Source organism: Raoultibacter massiliensis, from assembly GCF_900199545.1.
GTDB lineage: Bacteria > Actinomycetota > Coriobacteriia > Coriobacteriales > Eggerthellaceae > Raoultibacter > Raoultibacter massiliensis.
The window spans coordinates 1240510-1259239 of the sequence record NZ_LT962671.1 but is presented as its reverse complement, the minus strand read 5'-3'; the positions used below and the strand labels follow the sequence as shown (position 1 = coordinate 1259239).

10 protein-coding genes and 1 riboswitch are annotated in these 18730 nt (G+C 58.5%); all 10 genes read left to right on the top strand.

The features are described 5' to 3' along the window. Positions 1 to 25: 25 nt before the first annotated feature. Positions 26 to 118: riboswitch (SAM riboswitch) on the top strand. Between the two features lie 8 nt (positions 119 to 126). Next, positions 127 to 1389, top strand: coding sequence for a methionine adenosyltransferase (gene metK, locus C1719_RS09625; RefSeq protein WP_102376022.1), 1263 nt, complete (start codon positions 127 to 129; stop codon positions 1387 to 1389). Continuing rightward, positions 1386 to 3698: a replication restart helicase PriA gene (priA, locus tag C1719_RS09620; RefSeq protein ID WP_102374901.1), complete on the top strand. Its 2313-nt coding sequence runs from the start codon at positions 1386 to 1388 to the stop codon at positions 3696 to 3698. Before metK ends, priA begins: the two co-directional genes overlap by 4 nt. Before the next feature lie 168 nt (positions 3699 to 3866). Beyond that, the gene (locus C1719_RS09615) at positions 3867 to 6749 is read left to right on the top strand and encodes an ATP-binding protein (RefSeq protein ID WP_102374900.1); all 2883 of its coding nucleotides are present in this window, start codon (positions 3867 to 3869) and stop codon (positions 6747 to 6749) included. 152 nt (positions 6750 to 6901) lie between these two features. After that, entirely contained in the window at positions 6902 to 7786 is an 885-nt protein-coding gene (locus C1719_RS09610) for a LysR family transcriptional regulator (protein ID WP_146007881.1), read from the top strand. Positions 7787 to 8099: 313 nt separating this feature from the next. After that, on the top strand, positions 8100 to 10673 hold the full coding sequence (locus C1719_RS09605; RefSeq protein ID WP_102374898.1) for a molybdopterin-dependent oxidoreductase: 2574 nt from the start codon (positions 8100 to 8102) through the stop codon (positions 10671 to 10673). A 2-nt stretch (positions 10674 to 10675) separates the two neighbouring features. Next, on the top strand, positions 10676 to 11482 hold the full coding sequence (locus C1719_RS09600) for a 4Fe-4S dicluster domain-containing protein (protein WP_102374897.1): 807 nt from the start codon (positions 10676 to 10678) through the stop codon (positions 11480 to 11482). A gap of 33 nt (positions 11483 to 11515) precedes the next feature. Then, entirely contained in the window at positions 11516 to 12766 is a 1251-nt protein-coding gene (locus C1719_RS09595; RefSeq protein ID WP_102374896.1) for an MFS transporter, read from the top strand. A gap of 175 nt (positions 12767 to 12941) precedes the next feature. After that, positions 12942 to 14120, top strand: coding sequence for an MFS transporter (locus tag C1719_RS09590; RefSeq protein WP_180963552.1), 1179 nt, complete (start codon positions 12942 to 12944; stop codon positions 14118 to 14120). Between the two features lie 1101 nt (positions 14121 to 15221). Then, positions 15222 to 16364 carry an RNA polymerase sigma factor RpoD gene (rpoD, locus tag C1719_RS09580; RefSeq protein ID WP_180963679.1) on the top strand — a complete coding sequence of 381 codons (1143 nt, stop codon included), beginning with the start codon at positions 15222 to 15224 and terminating at the stop codon, positions 16362 to 16364. 9 nt (positions 16365 to 16373) lie between these two features. Continuing rightward, a complete protein-coding gene (rlmKL, locus tag C1719_RS09575; protein ID WP_102374893.1) occupies positions 16374 to 18659 on the top strand; it encodes a bifunctional 23S rRNA (guanine(2069)-N(7))-methyltransferase RlmK/23S rRNA (guanine(2445)-N(2))-methyltransferase RlmL in 2286 nt (761 codons plus the stop codon). The last annotated feature ends 71 nt before the right edge of the window (positions 18660 to 18730 follow it).

The window sequence follows — 18730 nt, the reverse complement described above, 5'->3', positions numbered from 1 at the left end:
GCTGAGACCGCACGCGGAAGCACCCGTTTTATCAAGAGCCGGGGAAGAGAGTTGGCTCGAAGATCCCGGCACCAACCTGGCGCAAGAGCCAAGGTGGTCCTGCCGACACCGATGAAGGAGGAATTCATGGCAAACCAGCACGCGTCGTATCTGTTCACCTCGGAATCCGTGACCGAAGGTCATCCCGATAAAGTGTGCGATCAGATATCCGACGCCATTTTAGATGCGATCCTCGAAAAGGAAATCGAACTCGCCGAGGCGGGTTACGTTGCTCCCGGCGGGATGCCCGCCGATCCGGCGGCTGTACGCTGCGCATGCGAGACGCTTGCCACCACGGGCCTTGTGATCGTGACCGGGGAGATCCGCACGCAGGCCTACATCGACATTCCGAGCATCGTGCGCGCCGTCATCGCCGACATCGGATACAACCGTGCGAAGTTCGGGTTCGACAGCGAAACGTGCGGCGTCATGAACGCCATTCACGAGCAGTCGCCCGACATCGCGCTCGGCGTGGACCTTTCATGGGAGGCCCAGCACGGCGAAGACGGCGACCAGTACGACAAGGTGGGCGCGGGCGATCAGGGCATGGTGTTCGGGTACGCGTGCAACGACACCAAAACGCTCATGCCGATGCCCATCTATCTTGCCCACCGTTTGGCCGAAAGGCTTTCGGAGGTGCGCAAGAACGAGACGATGCCGTACTTGCGGCCCGACGGCAAGACCCAGGTGAGCGTTCGCTACGTAGAGGGCAAGCCGACGCAGGTGGAGAAGATCGTCGTGTCCACCCAGCATGCCGAAGATATCGAGCATGCGGCGCTGCGCGAGGAGCTCATCGCCAACGTGATCATGCCGGTTGTCGAGGCCGAGGGCGTCACGCTTGCCGACGACGTGGAGATACACGTGAACCCCACCGGGCGTTTCGTCATCGGCGGTCCCATGGGCGACGCCGGCCTGACGGGCCGCAAGATCATCGTGGATACCTACGGCGGCATGGGCCGTCACGGCGGCGGTGCGTTTTCGGGCAAGGATTGCACGAAGGTCGATCGTTCGGCGGCCTACGCGGCGCGCTGGGTTGCGAAAAACGTGGTTGCGGCGGGTCTGGCCGATCGCTGCGAGATCCAGATCGCCTATGCGATCGGCATGGCGAAGCCCGTATCGGTCATGGTCGATACGTTCGGAACGAACCATGTTGCCGAAGAGACGATAGCCGAAGCGGTGCAGCAGGTGTTCGACCTGCGCCCCGGTGCCATCGTCGATGCGCTCGACCTGCGCAGGCCCATCTACCGCAAAACGGCCGCTTACGGCCATTTCGGCCGCGAGCTTCCCGAGTTCACATGGGAGCGCGCCGACCGCGTCGAAGAGCTTAAGGCTGCCTGCGGGGTTTCGTGAGACTCGCCTCGGTCATACTCGACATTCCGACCCAATCGCTCGATTCGGCCTACACCTACGTTGTGCCCGATGAATTCGTCGACGCCGAGGTTGGCTGCGCCGTGCTCGTGCCGTTTGGGAATCGCCAGGCGATCGGCTACATCGTCGAGTTGAGCCAAATCGACGAGGGCGATCCGTTCGCGTTTTCGGCGCTCGGCCTCGATCCGTCGAAGCTGCGCTCGATCGGGCGGGTGCTGTCCCATTCGTATTTCGACGAGCTGGGCGCCCGGTGCGCGCAGTACTTGAGCGAGGAGTACATCGCACCGCTCTGTTCGTGCATTCGCCTGTTCACGCCTCCCGGCGGCGTGCCGCGCATGGTGCATACCGGTACGTATTGGCGCCTCGAGGAGCCTTCGATCGGGCCGGTCGACGATCGGTGGGTGCGCCTTGGGCCCGCCGCATCCGGCTTCGCTCCGAAGAAGACGGCCGTAAAGCAGAAGGCAATCGTCGACGCGCTCGCAGCGGGTGAGCTGCGGGTGGCCGAGCTGACTATGGAGCTCGGCTCCATCTCGTCTGTGCTCAAGACGCTCTCCGATAAGGGCGTGATCGAAATCGAATCGCGTCGTAGGATGCGCGGCCTTTGCGAGGGCGAAGCGGGGGCGGCCGGCTCGACGAGTTTCGTCGCGAGCGCCAAACCCGAGTTGACTTCAGGGCAAGCGGAGGCGCTCAAGGTTATCGGGGACGCCCAGAGGCGGGCTAGCGGGGAAGTCGTGCTCGTCGACGGCGTTACCGGTTCGGGCAAGACCGAGGTGTATTTGCAGGCGATCGAGGATGCCCTCGCCCGCGACGAGGGCGCCATCGTGCTCGTCCCCGAGATATCCCTGACTCCTCAGACGGTTGCGCGTTTTCGCGGGCGTTTCGGCGATACGGTCGCAGTCATGCATTCGCGCATGAGCCAGGGCGAGCGCTATGACCAATGGGATCTCATCCGCTCGGGTGCGGCCCGCGTAGTGGTGGGCGCGCGCAGCGCTCTTTTCACGCCGATGCCCCGGCTGGGTCTCGTTATCATCGACGAGGAGCATGAGGGTTCCTACAAGCAGGATTCCTCGCCGCGCTACAATGCGCGCGATGTGGCGGCGTGGATGGTGCGCGAGCGCGGCGCGACGCTCGTGCTCGGTTCGGCTACGCCTTCGATCGAAACTTTGTTCAACTGCGACAAGCGCGACGATTGGCATCGGGTGGTGTTGGCCGAACGAGCCAATGGCAAGCCGATGCCCGAGGTGACGGTGATCGATATGGCGCGCGAGTTCGGCAGCGGACATCGCTCCATGTTCTCGCGCAAGCTGACGAAGGCCCTTCTCGAAACCATCGAAGCGGGCCAGAAGGCCGTCCTCATGCTCAACCAGCGCGGGTTCGCGAGCTTTCTGCTGTGCCGCGAATGCGGGTTTGTGCCCGAATGCCCGTCGTGTTCGACGTCTCTTACCTATCACGAGAAGGGCAGCACGCTCGTATGCCATCATTGCGGGCATCGCGAAGCCGTGCCGCCGGTGTGCCCCGAATGCGGAAGCCCCTACCTCAAGAAGTTCGGTGCCGGCACGCAGCGCGTCGAGGCCGAACTTGCAGGCGTGCTCGAGGGGACGGGCGCCCATATCGTGCGCATGGATGCCGATACGACGTCGGCGAAGGGGGCGCATCAGCGCCTGCTTGAGGAATTCGCATCTTCGGGTGCGGCGGTGCTGCTCGGCACTCAGATGATCGCGAAGGGACTCGATTTCGACGATGTGACGCTTGTTGGCGTGATCAACGCCGATACCATGCTGAAGCTTCCCGATTTCCGCAGCGCAGAGCGAACGTTTGCGCTGATCGAACAGGTTGCGGGACGTGCGGGCCGCGCCGAGCTGCCGGGTCGCGTGATGGTGCAGACCTACTGGGCCGATTCGTGCGCGATTCGCGCGGCTGCAACCTACGATCGGTCGCTGTTCTTGCGCGATGAGCTGCCAAAACGCCGCCTTCTGAAGTACCCTCCCTACGTTCGCATGGCCAACGTTCTCGTATGGGGAAAAGACGAGCGCGCGGTCGAGGAGGCCGCCCGCGAGCTTTCCCGGGAAATCGAGCGCACGGTGAGGGAGCAAGCAGGGGATGGCTGGTCGGTGCTTCCCGCCAATCCCTGCACGCTCACCCGTTTGAGGGGAACGTATCGCTGGCACATCGTGGTGAAGGCTCCCGCTGGAGACGACGTGTCGGCCGTTCTCCTGCCGCTGTTTCGGAAGCGCAAGGCGAGCAAGACCGTCAACGTTGCTATCGACGTCGACCCCCACGACATGCTGTAGCCCTATCGTTACCGCGTTTTACGACTGGAACGGTTATCCTTACGGTAACGGTTGATTGTCAGTCGCCTCCTATTTGTTCAGTAGGTTCTAACATAAATTATCGGGTGGCTTTGCTCGATTCTGCCGAAGCTGACGAACAACGGGTTTGAGGAAGGATGGTATGCATCGATGAGAAGGCTTGCAGCCGTCGTCTTGGCGACGATCCTGGCTGTTTCGGCGTTTCCCCCTGCGGTGCATGCTGCGGATGGCGAGCCGGCGTCCGGGGCAGGGGCGTACAGCATGGGCTCTTCGAGCTCGGATGCTTCTTCTGGTGCCGATACCTCACGCGCTTCTGCCGATCTCCCCGATGTTGACATGCACGCCGATTCGGGCCGGGTGCTCAAGGTCGCCTTTCCTCAGGCGAAGGGCGTCAGCGAAACCGATCGGAACGGCATTCATGCGGGCATTTTCTACGATTGGCTCGTCGAGATTTCGAAGTACACCGGATGGAGCTACGAGTTCGTATCGGGCGATGTCGACGATCTTCTTCCCGGCGTGCTCGCGGGGGAATACGATCTTGTCGGCGGGATGTTCTACCGTGAAGAATACAAGGAAGCCGTCATCTATCCCGATTACATCATGGGTTCGAACTATTCGGTGCTGCTTTACAAAAAGACCGACCCCGATATCAAGAGCTTCGATTTGACTACGTTGAACGGCAAAACGATCGGGGTCAACGCGAATGCAACCGACAAGATCGCCCGTCTTTCCAATTTCCTCGATTTCAACAAGCTCGATTGCGCGATACGCTACTACGATGACGTGCAGTCGTATTTGGCCTGCCTTGACAATGGGGAGGTCGATATACTCCTGAGCAGCGATATCGACATGCGCGACGATTGCGATGTGGCGGCGCGTTTCAAATCGGAACCGTATTACATCACTGCGGCGGCCGACGAACCCGAGATCGCTTCGGAACTCAATCAGGCTATGATCAGCATCTATACGGCCGATCCGACGTTCGCTGACGAGCTCTACGAGAAATATTTCGCCGATGTGCATATAAACACGATCGGCCTCACCGACAAGGATCGGGCGTTCGTGGACCGGGCGGACCCCGTTCGGGTCGCCGTGGTGAAAGACCTCTATCCGGTCTATTACGAAAGCGGGGGGTCGTATCGCGGCATCGTCAAGGGCGTGTTCGACCTGATCGCGGAGCGCACGGGGCTTACCTTTGAATACGTTCCCGCCGAAAACTACCAGGCGGCACTCGATTTGGTGCTTTCCGGAGAAGCCGATGTGGTGGGCGGCTTCATGGACGACGAGTATTACGCCAACGATATGGGGCTTTCCCTCACCAAGAGCTACACCACGCTCGATGCCGTCGTGCTGCGCAACAAATCCTCCGAATACCCCTCGGACGGCCTTGTTCTCGCGTTGCCGCAGGGAAGGGATGTGCCTGTGGGCCTCAAGGCCTCGCGCGTCGAATACTATCCGTCCTACGAACTGTGCCTCGACGCGCTCAATAAGGGCAACGTCGATCTGACCTGCTTGCCTGCATCGTATGCCGAGGGCCTCTACATCAACCACTACTACGCCAACATCACTCCGGTTGCAGTCGATCACACCGATGCGAGCTACTCTATCGCGTTCCCTCAGCCGGTCGATTCGGAACTGTATTCCGTGGTCAGCAAGGCGGTCAACGGGTTTAGCGCCGAGGAGATGGAAACGGTGCTTTCCAAGAACGTCATCTCGCTCACCAATCGCCAGATATCCATCCAGTCGCTGCTCTACGACAACCCCGTTGCCACCCTGGCGGTGGGCCTTATCTTCCTCTTGCTCATCGTGGGCATCATCCTGCTCATCGCGCGCTCGAAGATCAGGAACCGCATCCTTGCCCTCAAGCTCGAAAAGGCTGTGGAGACGGGTCGGGCGAAATCGGATTTCCTCTCGCGCATGTCGCATGAGATACGGACGCCCATGAATGCGATCATCGGGCTTTCGACCATCGCCTCGCAGTCGGGCGAGGCCACCCCGGCAATCAGGACGAGCCTTGAGAAGATCAACACGTCGGCTCAGTTTCTGCTTGCCCTCGTAAACGACATCCTCGATATGTCCAAGATCGACAACAACAAGATGCAGCTCGAGTGCTCTCCTTTCGCGGTTCGGGCGCTCGCTGATCAGATGCAGAGCATGGTGGGCATTCAGGCCGAGGAAAAAGGCCTTGTCATGGTGACGGAGTGCAATGTGGAGGACGGGTGCGTGGTGGGCGATCACATCCGCCTGCAACAAGTGCTTGCGAACCTTCTATCCAACGCGTTCAAGTTCACCGATCCGGGCGGCACCGTGACGTTGACGATCAAGGAGGTCGCGCGCGACAGAGAAGCGGCCCGCATCCGCTTCGGCGTGCGCGATACGGGGATCGGCATTGCGCCCGACGATATCGAGCGCGTGTTCGAGTCGTTCGAGCAGGCGGCCGAGAACCGCACCAATGTGCAGGGGACGGGATTGGGTCTTGCGATCAGCAGCAACCTCGTTCGCATGATGGGCGGTGCGCTGAAGGTGAGCAGCGAAGTGGGCAAAGGATCGGAATTCTACTTCTCCATCGATCTGCCTATCTCGCAGGAGTGCGCCACGTGCGTCCAGGAGGACGGAGGCCATGCCGATGTGTCGCTTGCGGCGTCGACGCTGCTGCTGGCCGAAGACAACGACCTCAATGCGGAAATAGCGATCGCGCTGCTTGAGATGGAGGGAGTCGTCGTCAGTCGGGCGGCCGATGGCAAGCAGGCCGTCGACCTGTTTTCGGCAAGCGAGCCCGGCGGGTTCGACTTCGTGCTCATGGATGTGAAGATGCCCGTGATGGACGGTCTTGCGGCCGCGCGGGCGATACGCGAGCTCGATCGTCCCGATGCGAAGACGGTCCCCATCATCGCGATCACCGCCAATACCTTCCAAGAGGATCGTGACAGCACAAAGGAGGCCGGCATGGACGGCTTCGTTCCCAAGCCTTTCGATGCCGAGCAGCTCTACGACATCCTGCGTGAGTTCAAGGTGCGCGGCGAAGACGAGTAAGCGGCGGCTTTGCGAGAGGGCGGATCTGCGTGATTTGCCACTTGCGATCGTACTATAATGATGGCGTCTGCGATGCTGGACGGGTGTGCGCGGTGCACGCCGAATGCAACGCAGTCGAGACATGTCGTGTCGGATATGCGAGGGGGCGCATCGTGCATGTTGAATACATGAGAGAATTTCTGGTCGTTGCCGATGAGGGAAGCGTGTCGGTTGCCGCATCCAAGCTTCATATCACCCAGCCGGTCTTGAGCAAGCACATTCGCGCTATGGAAGACACATTGAACGTGCAGTTGTTTTTACGATCGCCCAAAGGGCTTACCCTCACGCCCCGCGGAAAACAGGCATATCATACGTTCAAAGACATAGTCAGCCGATACGATGATATCGTCTGTTTGTTCCAGCCGGAAAACAACGTGGTGTGCGGCCAGCTGCGCATGGGGATCCTCTCGATGGGGTTCGACCGCTATATCGCACCTGTCGTCGAGCGATTCAACCGGCAGTATCCGAACATTGCGATTTCCTATGCTACCGAAAACCCCCTTGACATCGTCGATGGCATTATCGACGGAGACCTCGATATCGGATTTCTTGGACAGGCTCGCTTTGACGACAAGGGGCAGATATCGTATCGCTGTATCGGCAAGGACGTCCTTCATGCAATCGTGCCCAAGGGCGGGCCGGTGGCACAGAGGGGATATATCGTTCCCGCCGATGTGACAGATGCGGTTCTCGTATGCTTGAAGATAAAGGAAACGACCGATGTGCTCAACGAGCTTGTGGCGACTGCCGGCTATAAGCCGAAGAGCATATTCGAAGTTGACGAAGTCGAAGTGGCCGCCTCGTTCGTTGTTTCCCTAAACGGGTTTTTCGTTATTCCCGATTTCATGTGCGATGTTTTCGAGGCATCGAGAACCGTAGAGATAGTCGACTTCGAATCGCCTCTCTACCTCCCGGTTTTCTTCGCCCATAAAAAGACGCTGAAAAATCAGTTCGTTTCGTTGTTCCTTGACGCTCTGCCGTCCGACGAGGCACGCTAGGGTCTACCGGCGCACGTGCTCGCCGCTGTGGCGCTCGCAGGGATTCAATCGACCTCGCATTAATGCGAGGTCGTGGTGTTTTTGTCTGCAAATGGCTTTTCACCAGCCCGGATTATCTATGCGTTTTTGGCATACGACGTATGAAGACAAGTCGTCTACCCAAGTTCGCGCACCGCTCTTACCATGCAATTGTGTTTGGACGAGTTCAATGAAGAACCTATCCGTTAGCAGAGGGGTCTCGAGGTAAGGAGAAGGCGGCCGGCCCCGATGATTGCTGAACAGTTGAGTAGGTAGAGAAAAGGGGGTTTGGCGCATGCCAGAGAAAACGGTCTACAAATCGACTGGTATGAATTCATTCGGCATCGGTGCAAACGTTGCTGAAGTCGATGTCAAAGACGACAAGATCATCCGCGTTCGTCCCATGCGATACGACAAAGAGTATTCCGAAGAGTACCTGAAGCCTTGGACCATCAAGGCGCGGGGCAGCGAGTTCCATTCGACGATGAAAGCGCTTCTACCGCCGTACGCATATGCTTACAAGAAGCGCGTGTACTCGAAGAACAGGATTCTCCATCCGTATAAACGTGCGGATTGGGACCCTCGGGGCGAGCGCAATACCGAAAATCGGGGAAAGAGCAAGTTCGTTCAGATTACGTGGGACGAGGCCACCGATCTCATCGCCGGCGAGATCAACCGTATAATCGACGAGTACGGGCTTCCGTCGATCTTCATCCAAGGAGACGGTCATGGAGAAACGAAGGTCGTTCACGCATCCCACGGGTGCGCCACGCGTCTCATGAACGTTTTGGGCGACGATTGGACCTATCAGGCCCGCCAGCCCGATAGCTGGGAAGGCTGGTACTGGGGCGCCAAGCACATGTGGGGCCAGGATCCGCTCGGGCAGTTCGATATGGGCAACCTGTTGCTCGACATTGCCGAAAACACCGATATGCTCATTTTCTGCGGATGCGATATGGAAACCACGACATGGGGTTGGCAAGGCCAGCTTCCGAGCCAATATTGCTTCTGGCTGACCGAAATCGGCGTCAAGCAGGTATACGTGTGTCCCGACTTGAATTACGGTGCGGCGGTGCACGCGGACAAATGGATTCCCGTGCTGCCCAACACCGATGCTGCCCTTATGGCCGCAATCGCCTACGTGTGGATGACCGAAGGGCTGTTCGACAAGGACTACGTCGACACCCATTCCGTCGGCTACGATTGGTTCGAGTACTACATCCTCGGCAACGAAGACGGGCAGCCTAAAACGCCGGAGTGGGCGGCACCCATCTGCGGCGTGCCGTCGCGCCAGATCAAGGCTCTCGCCCATGAATGGGCCAAGAAGCGCACAAGCATGGCGCACGGCAACGGCGGTTCGTTCATCCGCTCCTGCTATTCTCATGAACCGGCGCGCTTCGAGGTTGCCCTCATGACCATGCAGGGTCTTGGAAAGCCGGGCCGCAACGTGGTCAAGTTCATCGAATGGTATATGTACGGTCTTCCATCCCAGCAACCTGCTCCCTGCTATTCGAGCAACATGACCGTCGGGGCCGCTTATCGCGGATGGGATTTCGTGCAAACCAAGTCGTTTATTCCCAAGACGCTCGTTCCGAAGGCGATCATGGGCGACTACACTCCCGACAATCCGTTGACGTGGCAGGGCTATACGGTTGCCGGATGGCCTCGGGAAGATCAGTACACCACATACCAGTATCCTATCCCCGGCGCTCAGGGCATCCATATGATCTGGACGGATACGCCGTGTTGGACCACGTGCTGGAACGGTGGAAACTCCATGATCGAGGCGATTCGCAGCCCGAAAATAGAATGTGTCGTCGCTCAGCATATCTGGATGGAGAACGACTGTCTGTTCGCCGATATCCTGCTTCCGATCAACACCAAATACGAAGAGGAAGACATCGGACAGGATAACGGCGCTGCGCCGTTCGGTCTCATCTATTACGAGGAGAGGGCGGTCGAACCGCTTGGCGAATCGAAGAGCGACTGGGAGGCCGTTGGAGAGGTTGCCAAGAAGCTGGGCGTCTACGATGAGTTCGTAGAAGGAAAAAGCGTCGAGGACTGGATCAGGGTCGGCTTCGATGGCGCCGAGAAGCCAGGCGACATATCGTTCGAAGAGTTCAAGGACAAGGGATACTTCATTGCGCCGACGCTCGACGATTGGGAGGACCTGCCACGCGGCTTCGGCCCGTTCTGCGAAGACCCCGAGGCGCATCCTCTTTCTACGCCAACCGGTAAGGTCGAGTTCTACGCAACCGCGTTAGCCGAGCACTTTCCCGATGACGACGAGCGCCCGCCGGTACCCCATTTCATCCCGTACGGCAAGCGTCATCAGGAGAGTTTACTGCATTCTCGTTCCGATACGTATCCGTTTTTGATCGTTTCGAACCACCCTCGCTGGCGCATTCACGCGAACATGGACGATATTCCGTGGTTCCGCGAAATACCCACGTGCAAGGTGACGGGACCCGACGGCTACAAGTACGAACCGGTATGGATCAATCCGCGAGATGCCGAAAAGCGCGGTATCAAGAGCGGCGACATCGTCAAAATTTTGAATGATCGCGGCTGGGTTCTCGGCGGGGCTTACGTTACCGAGCGCATTCGGGAATCGGTTGTATACCAGGATCACGGGGCTCGCCTCGATCCGATCGAGTCGGGGGTTTCCGACCGCGGCGGAGCGAACAACCTTATCGCACCGACCAAAACCACGTCGCAAAACGCTCCCGGCGAAGTGACGAGCGGATTTCTCGTCGACATAGAGAAGGTTGACGTGTTCGACCTGGCTCGACAGTATCCGGAAACGTTTAACCGTCCGTATGACCCGGATGAGGGCGTAGCGATTGCAAGCTGGATTGAGGAGGCGTAAGCATGAAGACGTTTGTTGTTGATTTGGCTAAATGCAACGGCTGCTACGGCTGTCAGATTGCCTGCAAAGACGAGACGGTTGAAAACGAATGGATGCCTTATTCGAAGCCGCAGCCGAATACGGGCCACTTCTGGCTCAAGATGACCGAGAAGATCCATGGGCAGGTGCCGAAGGTTCTTGCCGAATACCGACCCACCCTGTGCCGTCACTGCGATGATGCTCCCTGCATGAAAGCGGCTCCCGAGGCGGTGTACAAGCGCGAAGACGGTTTGGTGATCATCGATCCGGAAAAGGCGCAGGATAAAAAAGAGCTTGTCGACGCATGCCCTTACGGTGCCATCTATTGGAACGAAGAGCTGTCCGTGCCGCAGAAATGCACAGGTTGCGCGCACTTGGTCGACGAAGGCAAGCTTCCTCATTGCGTCGATGCCTGCGCAACGGGAGCCCTGCTGTTCGGCGAAGAAGAGGAGCTCGCAGATCTCATCGCGCAATCCACGGACCAGTGGGATGTCGAAGGCACTAAGCCCCGCGTTTATTACGTAAACCCGTTCGGCCTGTTCGTTTCCGGCGAGGTGTGGGATGTGCAAGCCGATCTCGTTATCGAGGGCGCTTCCGTCAAACTGACCGATGCGCGGGGCGGCGTTCGTGAGACCGCGACAGACGGCTTCGGCGATTTTTGGTTCAAGCATCTGACGCCAGGTGTTTATACGCTCGACATCGAGGCGCCTGGTTTTGCGGGCGTGAAGGGGAGAACCGTCGAACTCGTCGAGAGTCTCAACATTGGGGATTTTCCACTTGAAAAGGAATAACGGGAATTTGACTATGCTCTCGAAAGGGGAGAAATGAGCACAAAATCCATTACGCTTAACAGCGGGAAAAGCTGGTTGCAGTTCTTTATCGTGTTTCTGACGGGCGTTACTATTGCCTTTGGCATGTTCAAGGTGCCGGTCAACATGCCCAACATCATGAATTTCTACGGTGTGGAGATGAGCCAAGTAGGATTGCTTATGTCCGTTGTCGGCCTCACGTGCATTTTCACCGCAATTCCCGCCGGCGCCATCATGCAGAAGATCGGCGCGAAAAAATTCGGCATCATCGTTGTCGCCGCCGGCATCGTGGAAAATGTGATCGGGGCTTTCGCGCCGACGTTCGAGATCCTTCTCGCCACGCGTTTCCTCGAAGGCATTTCCTACGGCTGCATGACCATGGTCAGCGTTGCCATCATCACAGCGAACTTCACTGCCGACAAGCGCGGTTTGCCAAACGGGATCTGGGTTATCTGGGTTTCGCTCGCTAACCTGCTCGTTGCTCAATTGGCGAACATGCTCGTTCCGTCGTTCGGCTGGCAGGGAGAGTGGATTGCTGCTGCCGTCATGCAGGCCGTCATGTTGGTTTTATTCATCCTGTTCGTGCAAGAACCCAAGGTGGCCGAGCCTGAGCCTGCTTCCAGCGGCAAGAAGCCGTCTGTTCTCGAAGGCTTGAAGGAGCCCGCCGTCGCCCTCATGTCCCTTGCGCTTGGCCTGCTGGCTGTTGGTTGCGGTTGCTATACGGGCCTGTATCCCACCTTCCTGCAGACTGGTCTCGGTTTCGATCCCGCTACTGCTAACAACATCATCTCCATCTCGACGTTCGGTGGCATGGTCGGATCTCTGCTTGTGGGCTGGGTTATCAACAAGACGGCCATTCGCAACAGGGGTATCCTGCTTGTCGTTGTAGCCGTTATCAGCGCCGTTGCGTTCGCCCTGCAGTTCAGGATACCTTCTTCCTTTATGATCGTGACGGCGTTTGCGGTTGTCCTTTCGGCCGTCACTCAATTCAACATGCCTATCGGGTTTGCGATGGCGCCCGACGCCATGAAGCGCCCTGAGTTTCTGTCGATGGGTTTGGGCTTGGTTATGATCGGTGCGAACGTGGGCGGCGCCCTCTCCACGTTCCTTCCGGCAAAGCTCGTCGAGGATGCCGGCGGCGTATGGACGGCCTGCGATTTTCTCGTCGTCGGATTTGCGGTGCTGGCGGCTCTATGTGCGCTCGGCGCGGCTCTGTACCAGCGCAAGTACGTTCTGAAGAACAGGGACGATTCTCCTGCGGCTTAGCGCAGTCGGCTGGAACTTACTAAAGTAGGATATTTTATTGCGCATCGTCGATCTTGGTTCCGACTTGGGATCGGCGATGCGAATGCGGGCGACGAGATTTGGCTTCGACGGGTTTCACCGCTCTGCTCGCACGCATAAATCTATTGGGGGAATAGTGAAAAAAGACTTCTCAGAAATGAATCCGTACGTACTCGCGATTCCCGTTTTGGCTATCGGGTTGCAGGACTCTGCCTCCGCATGCATTTCTCCAGCGATAGCCTCGATTTGCGCAACGTATCCCGAGATACCCGTTTCGACGGTGCAGTTGTTGGTGACTCTGCCGAGCATTGCGTGTTGCGTGGTGGCCATCTTCTACGGGTGGCTTTCGGTAAGGATCAATCCGCGCACGTTGGTTATCGCGGGCCTTGTGCTGTTCGTCGTCGGGGGAATGCTTCCGATGCTGCTCACGTCGTTTTACGGTATTCTCGCCTGTCGAATCGTTCTCGGAATGGGAGCGGGTTTGACGCTTCCCGCATGCGACTCGATCATCCCGCGATTGTACAAAGGCCGCTTGCGGGAAAATATGATGGGATGGAACATGACCGTAGGCGCGGTTGGCTGCACGATCATGATCTTTGTCGGAGGACAGTTCGCCGTCAAGGACTGGCATCTAAGCTTTCTCGGTTACGGCGTTGGTCTGATCTCGCTGGTTTTGGTGCTTGCGTTGCTTCCCCGCATCCCCATGGTGAAAGACGACAAGGGCGAAAAACCGACCATGTCGGCAGTCATGACGGGTGTCAAGTGGCTTGCGTGGATCGAGATCGCCGTATACTTCGTCGGCAATATGCTCGCCACTCTCGTCACCTCCAATCTGTCTTTGTTCGTGGAGGGGGCAGGTATCGGAACAGCTGCCGATACGGGGTTCGCCTTGTCGATCCAAATGATCGGCGCCGCGTTCGGAGCGTTTTTCTACGGCTGGCTCAAGCATCGGCTCGGCTACTTCGTGATTCCCTTTTCGTGGGGCCTCATGGCGTTGGGTTTCTTCGTCGTGTCGAATGGCGACTCCTTGACGGGCGTCTATGCGGGCATGGTGGTTGCAGGCGTGGGCGTCGGCATCGTATGGCCTGCCTACTGCATACGCATTACGGAGCTATGCAAGCCCGCGTCGCAGGCGATGGCCATCGCTATCGCCGGGGCGCTGCAGGGGTTCGGTAATTTCTTCAATCCTGTTATCGGCGCGTGGTGCGTTGCCCTGCTCGGCATTGGCTACGGTGCCGATCTGATTGCCGTGTCGTCGGGAGCGTTGACTGCGATATGCGCAATGGTGCTTGTTGCGTCGGTTGTTTCGAGAAAACGTGCCCGTCTCGGCGAGTGAGGAAGATGCGTTTCGGTTCGTGTGGTTACGATTCCGCCGATTCGGGCTGTTCGTTTTGCCTGGATTGCGGGTTCTGGAAATCGACAATGCGCCGTCACTGCGCATGAAGTGACATTATCGGAAAAAAGGAGTAGACCATGTGTTTTAGACCGCCCACCGCTCAAATGGATGAGAATTCGCCGGTAGGAGCTCCGGGTGCACCCGCCGCCCCGGGAGCGCCCAGTGCGCCGGGAGCACCCGGGATTCCCGCCGCCCCAGGTGCGCCTGGAGCAGCTAGCGTTCCGGGATCCGTTGTCGTTCCGAGTGCTCCCGCCGCCGCAAGGGGATCTTCTGCGCCAGGCTCTGTTGGATCGGAACCCAGCGCAGGAAGCAGCGCGGATTTCATGGGCGATGCCCCTGGAGCCAAAGTCCAGTCATGCGTGCCGACTTTGAAGGTGCAATCGAGCGAACCGAAAAAGAAGCCATTCGTTCCTCCGGTACCCGGGAAATAGCCCGGCTTCTTCATCCGATCACCGATACCGAACGTAGAAGGCCCAATTCTCTCCGCAGCTGAATGGCGGCGGGGAGGATTGCGCTTTGTTTATTCTGCGCCGCTTGCGGGGCTGTCAGACTTCATGCGGTCGGCCGCTTGTCTTTTGGCCTTGGCCGCGTTTGCGCTTGCTGTGTTCCGAATTCTGCCGATTCTGACTCAAAAATGGACCTGTGGCAAAATGTAATATACTGACTAACGATAATGAGCTGTATGATATTTTCGCCACCAGGCATTTTCATGATAATTATTCCAAAAACAATAAAGTAATAAATTGCATAATTGCCACAGGTCCAATTTTGTGACAGGATTCAAGAAATCGGGAACGTGGATGGGTGCAAAAGCCTTCAAGCAAGCTTCTTGACAAACAAGAATCGCTCTTCTGCTCGGACGAATTTTATGGTATATTAATTCGCTGAATCTTTGCGCCCAAAAACAGGCTTTCCAGCCTGGGCAACACGTTGATCGGAAAGGAAGACTACGTGGCTCCAGCCTCTAAGAACATCTCCTCTGCAAATGACTCCATCAGCGAGAACAACGAAATCGAAGAAGACATGATCGAAGACGACGATATGGACGTCGAACCGGATAGCGATCCGGTCATCGACGATTCCGCTGTCACCGATTCCCTCGATGACGATAAGATCGATACGAATTTCAACGACGAAGAGCTTCTTGAGGATATTCCCGAGGAAGAACTCAAGGCGACGGTGGAAGTGCAGCTTCCCAAAGTCGGCTCGAAGAGCAAGGTCAAATCGCGCAAGCGCTCAACCGATACGTCGGTCACCATGCTTACGGGCGACCCGGTGCGCATGTACCTCAAGGAGATCGGCAAAGTGCCGCTTCTGACCGCCGCCGAGGAAATCGATCTTGCCATGAAGATGGAAGCCGGCATCGAGGCGACCGAACAGCTCGAGCGAGCCGAAGAGGAAGGCATCGAGCTCGAACGCCGCGAACGCCGCCGCCTGACCCGCATCGAGCAGGTTGGTCTCGATGCCAAGCAGCAGATCGTTGAAGCGAACCTTCGCCTCGTCGTTTCCATCGCGAAGCGCTACGTCGGTCGCGGCATGCTGTTCCTCGATCTCATCCAGGAAGGCAACCTCGGCCTTATTCGTGCAGTCGAGAAGTTCGACTATACGAAGGGCTTCAAATTCTCCACGTATGCGACCTGGTGGATTCGCCAGGCCATTACGCGTGCGATCGCCGATCAAGCTCGCACGATCCGCATCCCTGTGCATATGGTGGAAACCATCAACAAGCTCGTGCGCATCCAGCGCCAGCTCCTTCAGGAACTCGGACGCGAGCCTACCCCCGAGGAAATCGGCAAGGAGATGGGTCTTCCCGCCGAGCGCGTTCGCGAAATCCAAAAGATATCGCAGGAGCCCGTATCCCTCGAGACGCCCATCGGTGAAGAAGAGGATAGCCAGCTCGGCGATTTCATTGAAGACGACGCTGCGGTGGTGCCTCCCGATGCCGCCAGCTTCTCGATGCTGCAGGAGCAGCTCTCGAAAGTGCTTGACGGGTTGGCGGAGCGCGAGCGCAAGGTCATCAGCCTTCGTTTCGGCCTGGAAGACGGCCATCCGCGCACGCTCGAGGAAGTGGGCCGCGAATTCGGCGTTACCCGCGAACGCATCCGCCAGATCGAGAGCAAGACGCTGGCAAAGCTGCGCCATCCCTCTCGCTCTTCCAAATTGAAAGACTATCTGGAAGACTAGCGCGGATACGTGGAAACCTACGAGTTTTACACACGGTGCGCGAGCGGCCTCGAACAGCTGCTTGCAACCGAATTGAAGAGTCTCAAAGCTCAGCGCGTACGTCCCCTCAAAGGGGGCGTTGCGTTTTTCGGCTCGATTGCCGATGCGTATCGCGCATGCCTGTGGTCGCGCGTCGCATCGCGCATTCTGCTGGTGCTCGCCCGTATCGAAGCGCACGACGCCGATGCGCTTTATGCGGGCGTGAAGCGCATCGACTGGCAGGAGCATATCGGCGAGGGCGCATCGATCGCCGTATACGCGCACGGCATGAACGATGCTTTGCGCAATACGCAGTTCACCGCAGTGAAGGTGAAAGACGCCATATGCGATCGCCTTCGCGAGGCGCGAGGAACGCGCCCCGATGTGCAGCCGAAGCGCCCCGATGTGGCGATCGACGTTGCCGTGCGAAACGCCAAGGCGACCATCTCGCTCGATCTTTCGGGAGAGCCGCTGCATCGTCGCGGATACCGAAAAGAAGGCGTTCAAACCGATGCTCCGCTCAAGGAGACGCTGGCGGCGGGCATCGTGCTTGCGGCTGGCTGGCGCCGCATGGCCCGACAGGGTGCTTCGTTCGTCGATCCCATGTGCGGTTCTGGTACGCTCGTCATCGAGGCGGCGATGATCGCCGCCGACAGGGCACCGGGCATCATGCGCGACTACTGGGGTTTTAGGGGTTGGGCGCAGCATGATGAGGCGGTGTGGGGCGATCTGGTTGACGAAGCCGATGAGCGGCTGGCGATCGGGCTTGACGGCATGCCGCGCATTGTGGGTACTGATCTCGATGAATCCGTCATTGCGATCGCCCGGGAAAACGCGAAGCGCGCGGGGTTTGCCGATGAGATCGTATTCGAGGTTGCGGACGCTGCGCGGCTGGGTGATGCGCTGAACGCCCCTGCAGGGTCTCGCTTGGGGATTCGAAGCGCCCAGGACAAAACCCCCGGAGGCGGCGGCTCATCTGAAAGCGGTCTTGGTCTCGTAGCTGTGAACCCGCCCTACGGCGAGAGGCTTTCCTCGGAGGCGCAGCTTCCTGCCGTTTACGCCGCGCTCGCAGAGGGGATCGGCCTTTTGCCTGAGGGATGGAAGCTTGCCGTCATTACGCCCGATGCCGCAATCGACGCGGCTCTGGGACTCGTACCCTTTGAAACGCTCTCCCTTTACAACGGCCCCATCGAGGCCGACCTTCGCCTTTACGATGTGGCTTCCCCCGATCGCATCGAGCTTTCCCTGATATCGCTTTCGGGTGCCGAGCGCTCGGTTGCGGTTGCGGAGAAGAACAGCGATCAGTTCGTTTCCCGATTCCGCAAGGTGGCGAAAGAGCGGATGAAATGGGCTCGAAAAAACGGCGTTTCCTGTTATCGGCTCTACGACGCCGATCTACCCGACTATGCGATGGCGATCGACTTGTACGAGGGAGCAGGCCGTTCGGCGGGCGAGCGGTTCGTGCACATTTCAGAGTACGAGGCGCCGTCTTCCGTAGATGCCGAGCGCGCCCAGCGGCGCTATCGCGACGTGCTCGCCCTCGTTCCTTCAGTACTGGATGTCGAAGCGTCTCATGTGTTTTCCAAGACGCGCAGACGCGATAAGGGCGGCGGCCAATACCGGGATGCCCGCGGTCGATCGCATGTTGCATGGACTGGAGAATCAGGGTATACGTTCGAGATCGATCTGGGAGGCTATCTCGATACCGGCATATTCCTCGACCACCGAAAGACGCGCGAGCTCGTGGGATCGATGGCCGAAGGGACTCGTTTTCTCAACCTGTTCGCCTATACGGGCACCGCGACGGTCCATGCGGCGGGCGGCCGCGCGGCAAGCACGGTAACGGTCGATCTGTCCCAAACCTATCTTTCCTGGGCTGAGCGAAACATGAAGCTCAACGGTTTTTCCGGTCGCAACCATGTTTTCGTCCGTTCGGATGTGGTGCGTTGGATATCGGAGGAGCGTGCGAGCAAGCGGCGATACGACCTTGTTTTCGTCGATCCGCCGACGTTCTCGAATTCGAAAGCCATGGGGAAGGACACCTGGTCGGTGCAGCGCGATCATGTTGAGCTGCTGATCGGGGTTTCGCGGTTGCTTGCAAGGGGCGGTCGCGCGATATTCTCGTGCAACCTGCGCTCGTTCAAGCCCGATACGGAGGCGCTCGAACGTTACGGCGTGCGGCTTGCCGATATCACGACCGAGACGATTCCCGAGGACTTCGTCCGCAATCCCAGAATTCACAAGTGCTACATCGCGGAGCGGATCGAAACTGCATAGCAGCGCCGAGAGGCGCGCGATGGGCTTCCTGTCGGTTACTGCTTCCGCACGGCGGCCGACAGCGCACAGTC